This is a genomic window from Botrimarina mediterranea (assembly GCF_007753265.1).
Taxonomy (GTDB): Bacteria; Planctomycetota; Planctomycetia; order Pirellulales; family Lacipirellulaceae; genus Botrimarina; species Botrimarina mediterranea.
The window spans coordinates 3,811,984-3,826,974 of record NZ_CP036349.1 but is presented as its reverse complement, the minus strand read 5'-3'; the positions used below and the strand labels follow the sequence as shown (position 1 = coordinate 3,826,974).

Genomic DNA, 14,991 nt, shown 5'->3' with positions numbered 1-14,991 from the left:
AGACCGCAGAATCCTCGTGAGGCGACGCGCAGGGAGGCGCAATGCACCACAACAAGTACCCGTCAAGCCGTTACTCAACGCCCCGGCGCCTGCGCCGCTGCGCGTGCCTCGCCGTAGCGGCGGTTGCCGTCGGCGGCTCCTCGGGCTGCATGACCAGCTTCAAGGAGTACGTCCACAACGGCTTCAAGGTCGGGCCCAACTACTGTAAGCCCGCCGTCCCGGTAAGCGACGAATGGGTCGAGGCCCGCGATACGCGGCTCTCGAGCGAACCGGTGGACCTCCGTGATTGGTGGGGAGTCTTCAACGACCCGTGCCTCGACGAGCTGATCCGCATCTCGTACGCCGAGAATCTCACGGTCCGTGACGCCGGCTATCGTGTCCTTGAGGCCCGCGCGCTGCGTCAGGTCGCCGTCGGCGGACTCTTCCCGCAGCAGCAGCAGGCGACCGGCTCGTACACCCGCACGCAGATCAGCGACGAGTCGGGCTTCGGCGGCGCCGGATTTGGCGGTGGGCAGATCGACATCTGGCAGTTGGGCGGGCAGCTTGCCTGGGAACTCGACTTCTGGGGCCGCTTCCGCCGCGCGATCGAGTCCGCCAACGCGGAGCTCGACGCCTCGGTCGAGGCCTACGACGACGTGCTCGTGATCCTTGTCTCGGATGTGGCCTCGACCTATGTCGAGATCCGCACGCTCCAGCAGCGGATCGCCTACGCCGAGCAGAACGTCGAGTCGCAATCGGGCTCGCTCCGTATCGCCACCGACCTGTTCGAGGGCGGCGCCGCCGGCAAGCTCGACGTGACCCAGGCGCAGACAAACCTCTCACAAACCGAGGCGCTGATCCCGCAACTGCGGCTGCAACTCCGGCAGGCGACCAACCGACTCTGCGTCCTGATGGGCCGCCCGCCCGAGGACCTGTCGCCGCTCCTGGCGATGTCGCCGGCCAAGATCCCGACTTCCCCAAAGCAGGTCGTCGCCGGCATCCCTGCTGAACTGGTGCGGCGTCGCCCCGACGTCCGTCAGGCCGAGCGTCTCGTCGCCCAGCAGAGCGCGCGCATCGGCATCGCCGAAGCGGACCTCTACCCGGCGTTCTCGATCACCGGCAACCTCGGCTGGCAGGCGCCGACGTTCAATCGGATGTTCCAGACCAGCGCCTTCACGGGGAGCATCAGCCCGGGCTTTACCTGGAACATCCTCAACTACGGCCGTCTGCGTGCGAACGTCGCTGCTCAGGATGCTCTCTTTCAGCAGCGTGTCGCGCAGTACCAACAGACGGTGCTCGAAGCGCACCGCGAAGCAGAGGACGCGATCGCCGCATTCCTGCGATACCAAGAGCAAGCCGAGGCGCTCACCAAGAGTGCGGACGCGGCGCTCGAATCGAGCGACCTTGTGCAGCAACTCTACAAGGGCGGCCAGACCGACTTCGGCCGAGTGTTCGTCGCCGAGCTGGCGCTCGTGAACCAGCAAGACGCGAAGGCGGTCGCCGAGGGTCAGATCGCCCAGGGTCTCGTTGACATCTACCGCTCGCTCGGCGGCGGCTGGCAGGTCCGGCTTGGCGGCCCGACCCGACTACCGGTCGTCATCCCCGCGGAAGACGCCGAAAGCGTCCCCACTCCGTTGCCCGCGGAAGAGACGCCGGCTGAAGAGGCGCCGTCGGAAGTGACGCCAGAGGAAGCCAAGGAACCGACGATCAACCTGCCGGTCTTCGCCGCGAAGTAGACACCCCAAGTCTCGCCATACCGTTGTTGTACGAGTTCTCCAATCATGCGCAATCAACGTTTGTCCGGTGGCTCGCTAGGCCTTGTCTTGGCGATGTGGCTGACGGCAACGCCGTCACAGGCGATCTTCGGCGTTTGCTTGGACGATTGGTTTGGCGGCGAGTGCTGCTGTCCGCAGAAGTATTGTTGCGACGACTACTGCCCGAAGCCCCTCCCGTGCCCGCCTCGGGCGGATTGCTGTCGGCTCTGCGACAATTACTGCCACAAGCCGTTGCCGTGCCCGCCGTGCGTGGACTGCCGCCGATTCTGCGACGATTACTGCCCGAAGCCATTGCCGTGCCTGCGCTGTCGCTCGACGGAGCACGACGTCTGCATCCCGTACCGGATCGGCTATCAATGCGGTGAGGCTTCCGGCTGTGTCAGTGGCGATTGTGCCGCCAGCATCGACGGAAAATAACACCGATCTGCTCGGGAATGGGCCGTCTCGTGCGCCGTTTCCGCCACAGGGAAGTTGTGGTTACGATGGCGGCGCGCGGCAGATCGCAACGGCGACGCCAACGCGACGTTTAAAAGCCACTCCTCCGCAATCGTACCGCCGCGCGGGCCCATGAATCTCCTCTGGATCGTCCTGCCCAGCGCGGCAGTATTGGGGATCGCCTACGTCACCTACGGCCGGCTCCTGGCCCGCCTGCTGCGTCTCGACGCCAAAGCGCCGGTGCCGGCGATTGAGCAACGGGACGGCCTCGACTTCGAGCCCATCTCGACCGCCGAACTGCTGCCACAACATTTCTCGGCGATCGCCGCCGCAGGGCCGATCGTCGGCCCGATCCTCGCTGGTCTGCTGTTCGGCTGGTTGCCGGCGCTACTGTGGATCTTGATCGGATCGATCTTCATCGGCGGCGTGCAAGACATCACTTCGCTGGTCGCTTCGATCCGCCACCGTGCGAACTCCATCGCCGAGGTCGTGCGGCTCTACATGTCGCGGCGTTCTTACTTGATGTTCCTGATCTTCATTTGGATCGCGCTGGTCTACATCATCGTCGCGTTCACCGGGGTGACAGCCGCGGCGTTCGTCGGCGAGCCGCTGGCGGAGAATGGCGGTGTCGGCGGCGGCGCGATCGCGTCGGCTTCGTTGATCTACCTGGCGATCACGCTGGCGATGGGCATTGCGATGCGCTACACGGGCATGCCGTCGTGGCTCGGGCTGTGCATCTTCTTGCCGATGGTGGTCGGGGCCATTGTATTCGGGCCCAGCGTCCCATTCGACTTGGCGACGATTACCGGTTCGAGCGAAGGCGTCGCGGTCAAGCTCTGGAGCATCCTGCTCCTCGCCTACTGCCTCGTCGCCGGCGTCTTGCCGGTATGGCTGCTGCTGCAACCGCGCGGTCAACTGGGCGGCTACTTCCTGTACGCCGCGCTCGGCGCCGGAGCGATTGGACTGGCGTTCGGCGGCGTGAAGGTCGAGTACCCGGCATTCCGCGGGTGGGAAGTCGCCACCGCTGCCGGCGGCGTCGCGACAATCTTCCCGCTGCTCTTCATCACGATCGCCTGCGGCGCCTGCTCGGGGTTCCATTCGCTGATCGCGAGCGGCACCACCTCTAAGCAACTACGCAACGAACGCGACGCCAAGCCCGTCGCCTACGGCTCGATGCTGCTAGAGGCGATGGTCGCGGTGGTGTCGCTCTGTTGCGTGATGATGTTCGCCGAAGGCGCCGCAGAGCTCTCGGGCAAGCCCAACCAGATCTACGCGCACGGCATCGGCAAGTTCCTCGACGTGATCCACGTGTCCAAAGCGATCGGCGTCACGTTCGCGCTAATGGCGTTTACTACCTTCGTCTACGACACCCTCGACGTCTGCACTCGGTTAGGCCGCTTCATCGTCCAAGAACTGACCGGCTGGCACGGCCGTGGCGGCCGACTCTTGGGGTCGGGTCTGACGGCTGGCGTGCCGCTCTTCTTTATGCTGCGTCACCCGTCCGACGCCCCGACGCCGGTCTGGCAACTCTTCTGGAACCTCTTCGGCGCCAGCAACCAACTCCTCGCAGCGCTCACACTACTCGGTGTGACGGTCTGGCTGTGGCGCACACGGCGAGCAAGGTGGGTCTGGTTCGTCACGGGCATCCCGACGGTCGTGATGTACGTCATGAGCACCTGGGCGCTCGTTTCGATGACGGCGCCCGCGTTCCGTACGAGCGAGGGCGCCTGGCAGGCACCCAGCGACCCCGTCCCCTGGATCGGCTTGGTGCTGTTGGGGCTTGCCGCGCTGATGCTAGTCGAAGCGGTGCGCGTCTTGACCGGCTCCGACACGCCCCCACCGCAACCGAAACTAACGCCCGCCACAATGTGACGCTCGCAGCGTTAAGGCCGGGCGACCCTCCCGATGGGGAACGCCGTTGAAGCACAGTAGCCGAGGCGGGACTCGAACCCGCACGGGGGTTACCCCCCACTGGATTTTAAGTCCAGAGCGTCTGCCATTCCGCCACTCGGCCAAGTTGTTACAGCATATCGACTTAGGTCGATCGTTGAAGGGTATGGCAGGGCCCAACACTCAACAAACACTCAATTCGCCACTTTCGCCGTGAAGGTCGCGGGGACGTGAAGTCTATCGACCGTCCCTTGGCTTTGCATCCGCCTAGCCTTGTTGATGTAGCCCTGGGTTGTCGATGCCCCCCGGTGTCGCATCATCCGTTGGAGGACGTCGGCGGGGACGTGATCCACGTTTGCATTGGCGAACCCGAACCGCAGCCGATGGAAGGCTCCTTTGAACTCGACTCCAGCCGCTTCCTTCAGCTTGGCGAAGTCTGCCCAGAGCCGGCGCGGCGACTCCTGCCAAGGGAACACCAGCGGGTCAAACGACAGGACTGTCCGCAGATGGTCAATGACGACGGGGTGAAGGTCTGCCCGGGCGTCCCGTCGCCCCTTGGTGCTCTCGGCCGCCAGGAATGCCGTGCCGGTCGATAGATCGACGTCCTCGCGCCGTAGGGCCAGAATCTCGTTGACCCGCCAGCCTGTCAGGTAGCTGCAGGAGGTAACCGCGCGTGTCGTGCGTTCGGAGGGTCTTGCCCCGACCGTGTGTGCTTTCATCCGCACTCGTCGAAAATGCTGAGAACGATGAAGCCTCCGCGGGTTTGGCGAAGTCTAAATCCGTGGAGGAGTTTACATCCTGTCCAGAATTGCTCGAACGCAAGGTTAACCGGTGTCGGCCCGTTCGATGCCGTTTGTCTCTTCTCCCGAATGGGACGCGACAAATCGCAGGCGCCTTGTGCCCGTCGTTGTCGGTGCAGCGGCTCTGCCTATAGTTTTGCGGCTTCATGGGCATGCGCGGGTAATTTTGTCCGGCACCGTTGCTAAATCAAGACAAAGTCGTCCGTTATTGGCGGCGTCGCGGTTGGGCGACGCCGTCTCTCCCCCATCGATCTTGTAAAAAACGGCCAATTTCATCGTGACGGAAGAATAGGTCGCCACATTCCAACGGTGAGGCTCCTCGACGAGGTCTCACGGCATCGATTGCTGCTCTCTTCAGGCGGAGAAACCATGTCCCAGGCGGGCGACGGACGTGACCGGGAAGCGTTTCTTGAGCTGTTGGTCCTCCACGAGGCTCAGCTGCTGGGCTTCCTCTGTGCGATCGTGCCGGGCTTTCAGGACGCCGAAGACTTATTTCAGCAGACCGTGCTCACGATGTGGCAGAAGTTCGGCGACTTCGAGCCCGGCAGCAGTTTCGTCGGTTGGGGCTGCCAAATCGCTCGGTACAAGGCGATGAACCATCTGCGGGCCAAGCGGGTTCCCTCGCTTGACACGGAAACGATCGAGATGCTCGCAACCACGCAGCAAGACGAGGACCCCGAGAGCCGGATTGAGCGGCGCCGGGCGCTAGCGGCCTGCCTGGCCAAGCTGCGTGAGGCGGATGCAGCCATTGTCACGGCGGCCTACTCCGACGGGATCAGCGTCAAGGACATCGCCGACCGGCTAGGTCGATCGGCGGGTGGGGTCGCTAACTCTTTGGCGCGCATCCGTGCGTCCCTCTATCAGTGCATCCACAGCACTCTGGCGCAGGGGGGGCACGTGTCATGAACAGCCTCGACCCCCGCTGCCAACGACTCTTCAGCTCCGCGTGCGACAACAACCTTTCGGAAGCCGATCGGACCGAGCTCCAAGACCTCCTGCGGAAATCTCCCGAGCGGAGAGCGGAGTACCTTAATTACGCCGGCATGCACGCCGACCTCTTCGGCGCGGTGAGGTTGGCGAGAGTGCGCGACAACATCCTTCGAGAGATCGAACGCCCCGCGGCGACCGTCGCTGTTCGCGGCGGACGTTCTAGGGCCGTATGGTCGGTCGTCGGCTTGGCGATCGCGGCGTGTTTACTCCTGGGCTTCGTCTATCGCGGCGGCCAAGATCGGGGTGCCGGTAACGCGGTGGCGGCGGTTGACCGCTGGCCGGGAGTCGTCGCCACGGTCAAGCGAGTCGAATCGGTCGTTTGGTCCGACGGCGCCAAAGCGCTCCTCGTCGATGAGACGCTGCAGTCTGGCAATGTTGTGAAGTTCGAGGGCGGGCTGCTCGAGGTCGAGTTCCGTCAAGGCGCGATCGTCGTGCTGGAAGGGCCGGCCCATTTCGTGCCGATCGACCCGAACCAAGGGGCCCTGTACGCCGGCAAGTTGGCGGCGGTTGCTCCCTCGTGGGCGACGGGATTCCGCGTAGCGACGCCCAAGTTCGAGGTCATCGACCACGGGACCGAATTCGCCATCACCGTTGGCGGCGACGAGTCCGATCCGTTGGTGAATGTCGTCGTGACCGAGGGCGAGGTTGAGGTCGTCTCGCCCAATCAGAAGAACGACGGCCGCCGTCTGTTCGCCGGGGAAGGCGTCCGCTCCACGGGCGACGACACCGACCACCTCGAGGGCGAAGCGGCCCGTCTGCTCACCGAGAAGCTCCCCAATCGGCCGGAACTCAAGAACACCATTGTCGTGGGCGATCGCTGGTACGACTGGCGTGCAGGAGTCGAACGCCAGCCGCGGCGCGAAGGTCTGTGGCGCTACTACACCAACGCCGACGGCCCGTTCGGCGAGCCGACGCTGTACTCCGAGCTGCTGTGGAACGCGCCGACGAAGAGCTACCGCCCGGCGGATTTCCGTCGCGTAGGGGAAGCGAATCAGTACGTCCGCGTCCACCGCGATGGCGGTCATCCCGGCAAGGGCCGTGAGCAAGCGGAAGACGGCCTCGACCACTACAGCATCGCCGCCTTCACCGTTCCCGAGGACGGCGCCTATCGGATTGAGTCGGGCTGGCTCGAGCGGCACGACGCAAAGCGATGGGACATCGACCGGGTGGTCGATATCGCGGCCCACGTCAATGACGGGCCAATCCTGTTCCAGCGATTCTGTAACCGCTCGGGTTACGTCGCCTTCCGCGGCCCGCTAGGGAATCTGAAGGCTGGCGACACGGTCTACGTCGGCGTGGGGCCGAACGGCGTCGATCACGGTGACCGCTTCCGCTGGGGCTTCTACATCGTTCGAGAAACCGGCGCAGAGAAGGCAACGGCCGTACCGGGTGATCCCGGCGCGCCGCCGATTTAGCGGCGCGGCTTCTCCTCTCATCATCACTCATCCACGAAGACATGCTTCCAAACATCCGACGCGATCTGTACGCGGCGCCGTCGAGGCGCCACCGCGACGACGCCGTGCGAGGTTTCACCCTCGTCGAGCTGTTGGTGGTGATCGCCATCATCGGCATCCTGGTGGCGCTGTTGCTGCCGGCGGTGCAGGCGGCGCGGGAGGCGGCGCGGCGCGCGCAGTGCCAGAACCAGCTCAAGCAAATCGGGCTGGCGTGCCTCAACTACGAGTCGAGCAAGAACGCCTTCCCGGCCGGTTGCACCGGAAAGGCGATGTACAACGACGACGACACACCGGGCGGCGTAAAGGCAGAGGTGGGGGAGAACTGGTGCATCTCGTTGCTTCCCTTCATGGAGCGGCAATCGCTCCACGACCAGTACGACTTCTCTGGCGCCAAGCACTACAACTCCACCCAAGTGAATGCGTCGGGCGTCTCGAACCAGCAGCTCGGGCGGATCGTCCTCGAAGAATTGGTCTGCCCCTCCGATCAAGACGCGTTGCAGCCATTCGCGGCTCACGGTAACGATTGGGCAGGCAGCACGTACCGCGCGGTCGCCGGGAAGATCGACCTAACCGTTCAGCCCAACCTCCTCTTCTGGGACCGCCTCAACACGAGTCAGAACGCGGCCCGGGCCGAAGCGAAGCAATTCCAAGGCCCGATCATCGCGGCCAGCGATCGGATCAACTCCGATCCGGTGCGGGTCGCCAAGGTGACCGACGGCCTGTCGAAGTCGGCGATGGTCGGCGAGGCCGTCTCTGACCCCACCGCGATCCGCCGCAATGTCTGGGCGTCGGGTTGGCGCTACCACAGCAAGGGGCATTTCATCCGTGATGAGACCGGCCGCAGCTCGATCTTCCGCACCCCTGATCAGACCTTCTGCGCCGCCAGCGCGCGCGAAGTTCCACCGGGACTTGGCGCCGACCCGAACCTCTGCTTCCGCGGCTTTGGCAGCGTCCACTCTGGCGGAGTGCTGCAATTTGTCTTCTGCGACGGATCGGTGCAAAGCATCCCCGAGACCGTCTCCGACGAAGTCTTCCTGGCACTTGGCACCATCGCGGGTGAGGAGGTTGAGTTCTATGACTTCTAAGCCAGGGCTAGGTCTCGCGTTTGTTGCCTTACTGCTTAGCAGTGTGCTGTTGCCGGGCTGCGGATCGGGCGACTTCCGGATGGCGGATGTTTCTGGTGTGGTCACGTTGGACGGTGAGCCGCTGAGCAACGCACGGGTCCAGTTCCAACCGCAGCGCAGCGGAGAAAGCATCGTTGTCGGACCGACCTCGTTCGGTACGACCGACAGCACGGGGAGGTACTCCCTCTCGACCCGCAAGCACGGCAAAGGAGCGGTTGTCGGCACGCACCGCGTGAGCGTCTCGACGTTTGACCAACGACTGGTGGACCCACAGAACTCCGATCGCGTTGAGACGCTAGAGGAAGAACGCGTGCCGGCCCGCTACCGCGCGCCGACGGAGCTCGTCTTCGACGTGCCCCGTAGTGGCTCCGCAGAAGCGAACTTTGACCTGCAGAGTAAGTGAAACCGACGATCGTAAGCACGACTCCACGAGGAACGCTAATCCAGCAATCTTTTCCTTCCGCCCCCCACGAGATGACAACATGAGAAACCTGCTGACATTCATCGCCTGCGCGACGCTGATCCCCTGCAGTTGGTCGCACGCTGCGTTGATCACCCATTTGCCTGTCGGCGATACGACTCCCATTTCCGACGTCCTCGTCGGCGATCTCTTCCTCGACGCGGCTACGACGGGAGGCGGAGACACCAACAATGCTACCGGCGTGCAGAGCACAATCCGAACGCTTGACCTCAATGGGACGGCCGGCGCTCCAGGCGTCGCGGGTTCGGTCTCGGTCCAGGGATTTGCGTTCGCGACAGGCAACAACCTCACAGCGCCTGCCGCTGCCGAGCTGACCTTTACGTTTACCTATCTCGGTCTCGATGGCGCCGTCGGCGGAATGGATGACGTGGTGATTGGCACGACGGAGCCGGTTGTCTTTAACGACGGACTAGGCAACGCGCAGGGCTTCGAGGGCGCTGGTCGGTATTACGTCAATTTCGAGACCGTTCCGACCGCAATGATCGACGGTCTCAATGAAAACTTTCTGGTCTCAATCCTTCCTGCCAACGGCAGCATTCGCTTCAAGACGACTGGGAGCGGCGCTCAGCCTCTATTGAACGCCAAGTTCAGTGTCTCTGGAACCTTCGCCGCAGTGCCCGAGCCCTCAGGGATGCTCATTATAGGCGTCCTCGGCTCGATCACGGCGTTCACGCGCCGACGCTAACGGCTATTCGACTAGTTGGTTCGCCGCGCGGGGTGGCGCGGCGAACCCTCTTCTCTCGCTAAGCGACTACACCTCCTCTCCCTGGAAATTCCAATCATGAGATTTAGGAACCTGGGCCGGGCGGCCGGCATGTTTTCGGCTGCACTGCTCACCGCCGCGACCGCCAGTGCTCTGGACCTTGTCAAAGGTTTTGAACGGGGCATGAATCTGCCCGAGCAGCTTGGCGGCGACTTCATCCTTGACGAAGCCGCTACGGGAGGAGGCGATTTTGCCGACCAAACGGCCCCGGGTTTCGCGACGTGGGTCGCCCAGTACAACAACATCTGGACCGCGGGCGATGCGGTTTCCATCTCGGGCCTCGCGATTCCGATCGTGGCCAACGATGCGGCGGGTACGAACAACTCGCAGCCAGGCGATTGGACGTTCACGTTCTTCGAGCTCTCGGGCGGCGCCAACCCGAACCTCTTTGACGGCTACAGCTTCAGTACGATGACCGGAGAGCCGATTCTCGGCACGGTGACCGCTACGCTCCAGCCTTACACCGGCAACCAGAATGACGAGTACTTCGTGAAGTTTGATACGCCGATCGACTTCACGGCGCAGAGCAGCGGCTTCGCGCTCCACATGCAGAGCACCAACACGATGCGGGTGAAGATCAACACCGCAGCGCCGACGCGGCGCGGTGTGCGTGTTGGACTTGCCGATGGCGTCGCGGTCGGCGGAGCGAACCCGAACTTCGCCGCCTCGTTCTCGGGATCGCCAGTCGCCCTACCGCCGCCCGCGGTTGCTCACCGGATCGACTCCGCGGTTCAGATTCCCGGCAATCGGACCTGGGAGACGCTCGCCCCGTCGCAAGAGCGTTTCGCGTTCCGTAACCCGCAACCGGGCGACTACAACGGCGACGGCTTCACCAACGCCGCGGACTACACGGTCTGGCGTGACAATCTGGACGGCGACGAAACCCTGCTCGCCTCGGGTAGTCGGGCGCCCGGCGTGTCCGGGCCGGTGAACGCTGGCGATTACACGCACTGGGCCGCCAACTACAGCTCGCCCGCGATGACTTCCGTCAACGATCCTTCGGTCCCCGGCATCACAGCGGCGTTCCGTGGCGGCGCCATCGGCACGGCGAACGTCTTCGAGTCGGTTTTGAACGGTCAGCAAGTGAGTCGTCAGAGCGGCTCCTTCGAGCTCTGGTTCAAGCCGGACGGGTTGTCCAACGGCGATCAGGTCCTCTACGAGGTCGGCGGGACTGGCGCAGGGTCTTACCTTTCGCTGCAAGATGACACCCTCTCGCTGTACGTGAAGTCGGCTTTCGCAGGCAACGATCAGCTGGTATCGACGACGCTGACCGACGACGGCTGGACGCAGGTCGTGGCCGTCATCCACAACACCTACGAAGCGACACTCCCCTCGGCGGACGACTACGTTGATCTCTACGTCAACGGCGTGCTCGCCGCCACGACCGAGCTGAGCCCTACGGACGTGAACGACTGGGCTGGCGGTAACCAGGCCGGCCTCGGGTTAATCGGCGGCGTGTTCGCCTCGGGCGGTCCCTTGACCGATCCGGGCGACGCCAGCGCTGACTTCGATCTGAAGGGTCACATCGCGATCTTCGAGTTCACGCCAACCGCGCTAACCGCTGGCGACGTGGCGGCGCGCTACGCGGCCATCACTTCGTCGTCATCGCTGGCCGTGCCCGAGCCCTCGACCGTGATGCTTGCGGGCCTCTCGCTAGCGCTGATGGTTCACCGCGCTCGCCGTTAGGACCCGGACTACTGCCTACGCTTCGCCGCGTCCACCTGTGGGGCTTTACAGGACTGCAACCGTCAAGATTCGTCTTGATGGCGGGCGCGGCGAGGCTTCTACAACCTTTGAGACTATCCACTTGATTCGCACCGTCGCTATCGCCGTCCTCACGATCCTCGCGGCAGAGACTGCTCTGTCGGTGGAACGTCCGAACGTCGTTCTGATCATCACAGATGACGCAGGCTGGGCCGATTTCGGTTTCATTCGTGACGCCGACCCCGCCGCGAACCCCGGGGCCAGGGGCGTCATCCCGACGCCGAACCTCGATCGACTCGCGTCGCGTGGCGTTAGCTTCACGAATGCCTACGCGGGCAGCGTGTGCTCGGTCTCCCGCGCGATGATCACCACGGGTCGTTACGGCAATCGCTTCGGTTATGGCAACAATATCATCAGCGATACGAGCGCCATCGGATCTTCTCCGACGGACCAGGGGTTGCCCACTTCGGAGGTGACCATCTGGGAACGCATGCAGAGCGTCGGTTACTCGACGGCGGCGATCGGCAAATGGCACATCGGCCAGCACGCCAACGCCGGCAGTATTCTCGGCAACCGACCGGAGAACCAAGGCGTCGAGCTCTTCGAAGGCCTCTGGGAAGGCTCGCGGTCATATTCCGTCGGGGCAGAAGCGGACGCGCGGGCGCTGCGTCGTACGGTGTCGGACGGCGCCGGCGGAGTGGCGCAGAGCGCCCTCATTGAGGGCGACTACTCCGGCCAGTACATCACCGATGTTCTCGGCGACCTCTCCGTGGACTATGTGCGGGCGAACGCTGCCAGTACGACGGACCCGTTCTTCTTGTATACGTCGTTTACAGCTCCCCACACGCCAATGCAGGCGACTCCCGCCGACCTGCAGTACATCGACTCTTTGGGCATCGCGGGCTTCACCGGGTCGCGCCGTACCTACGCCGCCATGCAGCACGCCATGGACCGGAACATCGGCAAGCTGCTCGATGCGATCGAGGACCCCAACGGCGACGGCGACACCTCCGACAGCGTCGCCGAAAACACCCTGCTGATGTTCATCAACGACAACGGCGGCGACTGTTGCGATGTCGATCCCAACTTCAGCAGCAACGGCGCCCTCCGCAATGGCAAGGGGAGCCAATTCGACGGCGGTATCCGTGTGCCGATGATCGTCGCCGGTGCCGGCGTTCAAGCGTCGGTTCGCGGGACATCTTCGCAAGACCTCGTGCATGCGATCGATCTGCTCCCGACCGCCTTCGTGGGCGCTGGCGGCGGGGCATTCGACGATGCTGAGGTCATCGACGGCAAGAACTTGCTGCCCTACCTCAATGGACAGTCGCCGGGCGTCGCCCACGACAACCTCTTCCTGCCCCGCTTCAGCAACCAGCAGTCTGCCGTTCGTAAGGGGGACTGGAAGTACATGTACCAGCCCAACACGGGCTACCAGCTCTACAACTTGGCCGTCAACCCGGGCGAGTCAAACAACGTCGTCTCGTCGGCGACGAACGCCACGCTCGTCGCCGAGCTGCACCAGCTGTTGGCGAGCTACCACGTCCAGATGGACAAGCCCCGCTACGACAACCAAGCGCCATCGACCAATCAGTTCGATAGCTTTCTCTTTCGCGAGGCCGATTTTGCATCGGCAAACTTTTCATCCGCCGGCGTGTGGCAGAACGCGGACAACCCCGCGGGCGGGAACACCGCGACGTTTACGGACGGTTACGCCAACAACCGCTTGACCTTCCGCGCGAAATCTAGCGGCGATTACACGGTCACCAACGACCTCAACTCGGTCGGCGGTTTTGCCTACATGGCCAATCGTTTGACCCTCGCCAGTAGTGAGGCTCCGCTCGGCGCCGAGCACACCGCTACGATCAACGGCAAGGGCCTGCTCATGGTCACTAGCCTCGATAGCGTTACGCCAGAGATTCGGCTCGAGGCGACGGACGCCAACCCCAATCGCTTCACCTTCCAGATCGACCACGAGATCGAACTCTACGACGACCTCGCCATTACCGGCGACGGCAATCAACGGTTTGTGTTTGGCGGCGACATCCGGGAGTTCCGCCCCGGACGCAACCTAATCAAGCAGGGCAGCGCGGAGGCGACGTTTGGCGGCGAAGTCGCTATCACCGGCGTCCTCGATTTGCAGCAGGGCAAGGTCGCCTTTACCGACGGCGCCGTTCGCGGCGACGTGCTGGTTCGGGCAGGCGCGTCGATCCGCGTCGGTGAGGAGGGGATATCGCCTTCGACAGGGGGCGGCGACCCACCGCTGCGATTCGTGCAGGCGGGGCTGGAACTCGACTACAACGCCGCCAATGACACTAGCGGGGACGCCATCTGGTTCGACAGCGCTGGAACTGCCGATAACATCACCTTCAATCAACCGACATCGACGAGCCCGGTCAGCACGCCGACGTTCCCCGCACTGTCAGCCGCCTACAGCATCCCGCTGAGCGGTGGAGCTGCCGGCCTCACGAACTACTTCGAGAACACCGGACCGCGCAGCCGTCTCGACGCGACCTTTGAGTTGGTCTTCCACGTCACCGACGCCGCAGCCGGCCCCGATCAGGTTCTCTTCGAGGCGGGCGGCGCCACGCGGGGCGTCGCGCTGGTGCTGAACAACAACGCCTTAACGTTCAACGTCGATGGCGACGCGGCAGACGCCGACCTCACCGCAACGCTAACTCCAGGCTGGAATCAAGCCATCGGCGTGGTCGACCTGGAGAACGGTGGCGACACGATCTCGCTCTATCTCAACGGCGCGCTCGTCGGTAGCCTTGCCAATCAGACGATCGACGATTGGGCCGGCGGCAATCCCCTGGGGGTCGGGGCCGGCGCTAGTTCGTCGACCGGGGTCGCCTCCGCCGTTGGCAATCCGTTCCATGGCGACATCGCAATCGCTCGCTACTACACAGACGTTGCGTTTCGTCTCGACGAAGTCGATCAGAACTACCAGTGGCTGCTCCAAGGCCATCAGCAGCCCAGCGGCGCCGACGCCGTCACGTTGGCGATCGTCGGTGACCTCTCGCTCGAGTCGGCCGCCACGATCGAACTCGACCTCCTCAATCCCGAGACCCACGACCGAGTCAGCGCGGCCGGCAAGGTCGAGTTAGACGGTGTGCTGGTGGTGTCGGCGGCGAGCGGCTTCGCCCCGTCCGCGGGCGACGTGTATGCGATCATCAACGGAGCGACGCTGTCGGGAGTCTTCCAGAGCGAACAGCTCCCGGCGCTGACGAGCGGCCTGATGTGGCAGGTCAAGTACGACGGCTCATCGGCAACGCTGCTGGTCACCCTGTCGGGGGACTACAACGGCGACGGCGCCGTGGACGCCGCGGATTACACCACATGGCGCGACATGGACGGACAAGCCGTGCCGGCCGGTACGAGGGCCGATGGCAACGGCGACGGCATGGTCAATCAACTCGACTACGCCGTCTGGAGCGCGAACTACGGGCAAGCATTCGCAAGCGGAGCCGATTCGAACGCCACGCCCGAACCCACCGGAGCCTCGCTGACGATCGTCGGCGGGCTGTTGCTCAACTGGCTAAAGGGCGACGGGCGCTGAGACGCAACCAACGGGCGCCTCTTGCCATCCAGACCAACTA

11 protein-coding genes and 1 tRNA gene are annotated in these 14,991 nt (G+C 63.9%); 10 read left to right on the top strand and 2 right to left on the bottom strand.

The features are described 5' to 3' along the window. Positions 1 to 41: 41 nt before the first annotated feature. The 3 genes from Spa11_RS14660 (at position 42) to Spa11_RS14650 (ending at position 4,061) form a co-directional block, all read left to right on the top strand. Positions 42 to 1,715 (top strand): efflux transporter outer membrane subunit, encoded by a 1,674-nt coding sequence (locus tag Spa11_RS14660; RefSeq protein WP_145113528.1) that lies wholly within the window; start codon positions 42 to 44, stop codon positions 1,713 to 1,715. A 45-nt stretch (positions 1,716 to 1,760) separates the two neighbouring features. Continuing rightward, positions 1,761 to 2,171, top strand: a complete 411-nt coding sequence (locus tag Spa11_RS14655) for a hypothetical protein (protein WP_145113526.1) — start codon at positions 1,761 to 1,763, stop codon at positions 2,169 to 2,171. 150 nt (positions 2,172 to 2,321) lie between these two features. Beyond that, the gene (locus Spa11_RS14650; protein ID WP_145113524.1) at positions 2,322 to 4,061 is read left to right on the top strand and encodes a carbon starvation CstA family protein; all 1,740 of its coding nucleotides are present in this window, start codon (positions 2,322 to 2,324) and stop codon (positions 4,059 to 4,061) included. A gap of 57 nt (positions 4,062 to 4,118) precedes the next feature. Here the strand turns inward: Spa11_RS14650 and Spa11_RS14645 are convergent. Further along, a tRNA-Leu gene (locus Spa11_RS14645) sits at positions 4,119 to 4,203 on the bottom strand. Between the two features lie 70 nt (positions 4,204 to 4,273). Beyond that, on the bottom strand, positions 4,274 to 4,798 hold the full coding sequence (locus Spa11_RS14640; RefSeq protein ID WP_145113522.1) for a tyrosine-type recombinase/integrase: 525 nt from the start codon (positions 4,796 to 4,798) through the stop codon (positions 4,274 to 4,276). Positions 4,799 to 5,248: 450 nt separating this feature from the next. On the opposite strand from Spa11_RS14640, the gene Spa11_RS14635 reads away from it, so the two are divergent. From Spa11_RS14635 to Spa11_RS14605, 7 genes are all read left to right on the top strand, one after another. Beyond that, positions 5,249 to 5,785 carry a sigma-70 family RNA polymerase sigma factor gene (locus Spa11_RS14635; protein ID WP_145113520.1) on the top strand — a complete coding sequence of 179 codons (537 nt, stop codon included), beginning with the start codon at positions 5,249 to 5,251 and terminating at the stop codon, positions 5,783 to 5,785. After that, positions 5,782 to 7,284, top strand: coding sequence for a hypothetical protein (locus tag Spa11_RS14630; RefSeq protein WP_145113518.1), 1,503 nt, complete (start codon positions 5,782 to 5,784; stop codon positions 7,282 to 7,284). The genes Spa11_RS14635 and Spa11_RS14630 overlap by 4 nt, the downstream gene beginning before the upstream one ends. Positions 7,285 to 7,325: 41 nt before the next feature. Further along, complete coding sequence (locus Spa11_RS14625) at positions 7,326 to 8,408, top strand: DUF1559 family PulG-like putative transporter (protein WP_145113516.1); 1,083 nt, start codon at positions 7,326 to 7,328, stop codon at positions 8,406 to 8,408. Beyond that, entirely contained in the window at positions 8,398 to 8,850 is a 453-nt protein-coding gene (locus Spa11_RS14620) for a transthyretin-like family protein (protein ID WP_145113514.1), read from the top strand. The genes Spa11_RS14625 and Spa11_RS14620 overlap by 11 nt, the downstream gene beginning before the upstream one ends. 79 nt (positions 8,851 to 8,929) lie before the next feature. Then, complete coding sequence (locus Spa11_RS14615; RefSeq protein WP_145113512.1) at positions 8,930 to 9,613, top strand: hypothetical protein; 684 nt, start codon at positions 8,930 to 8,932, stop codon at positions 9,611 to 9,613. 96 nt (positions 9,614 to 9,709) lie between these two features. Continuing rightward, the gene (locus Spa11_RS14610) at positions 9,710 to 11,377 is read left to right on the top strand and encodes a LamG-like jellyroll fold domain-containing protein (RefSeq protein ID WP_145117021.1); all 1,668 of its coding nucleotides are present in this window, start codon (positions 9,710 to 9,712) and stop codon (positions 11,375 to 11,377) included. 121 nt (positions 11,378 to 11,498) lie between these two features. Beyond that, positions 11,499 to 14,951 carry a sulfatase-like hydrolase/transferase gene (locus Spa11_RS14605; protein ID WP_197529415.1) on the top strand — a complete coding sequence of 1,151 codons (3,453 nt, stop codon included), beginning with the start codon at positions 11,499 to 11,501 and terminating at the stop codon, positions 14,949 to 14,951. The last annotated feature ends 40 nt before the right edge of the window (positions 14,952 to 14,991 follow it).

Excerpts from the sequence above, each read along its gene's own strand:
- Spa11_RS14660 (WP_145113528.1), top strand. The coding sequence starts at position 42 with ATGCACCACAACAAGTACCCGTCAAGCCGTTACTCAACGCCCCGGCGC.
- Spa11_RS14655 (WP_145113526.1), top strand. The coding sequence starts at position 1,761 with ATGCGCAATCAACGTTTGTCCGGTGGCTCGCTAGGCCTTGTCTTGGCG.
- Spa11_RS14650 (WP_145113524.1), top strand. The coding sequence starts at position 2,322 with ATGAATCTCCTCTGGATCGTCCTGCCCAGCGCGGCAGTATTGGGGATC.
- Spa11_RS14640 (WP_145113522.1), bottom strand. The coding sequence starts at position 4,798 with ATGAAAGCACACACGGTCGGGGCAAGACCCTCCGAACGCACGACACGC.
- Spa11_RS14635 (WP_145113520.1), top strand. The coding sequence starts at position 5,249 with ATGTCCCAGGCGGGCGACGGACGTGACCGGGAAGCGTTTCTTGAGCTG.
- Spa11_RS14630 (WP_145113518.1), top strand. The coding sequence starts at position 5,782 with ATGAACAGCCTCGACCCCCGCTGCCAACGACTCTTCAGCTCCGCGTGC.
- Spa11_RS14625 (WP_145113516.1), top strand. The coding sequence starts at position 7,326 with ATGCTTCCAAACATCCGACGCGATCTGTACGCGGCGCCGTCGAGGCGC.
- Spa11_RS14620 (WP_145113514.1), top strand. The coding sequence starts at position 8,398 with ATGACTTCTAAGCCAGGGCTAGGTCTCGCGTTTGTTGCCTTACTGCTT.
- Spa11_RS14615 (WP_145113512.1), top strand. The coding sequence starts at position 8,930 with ATGAGAAACCTGCTGACATTCATCGCCTGCGCGACGCTGATCCCCTGC.
- Spa11_RS14610 (WP_145117021.1), top strand. The coding sequence starts at position 9,710 with ATGAGATTTAGGAACCTGGGCCGGGCGGCCGGCATGTTTTCGGCTGCA.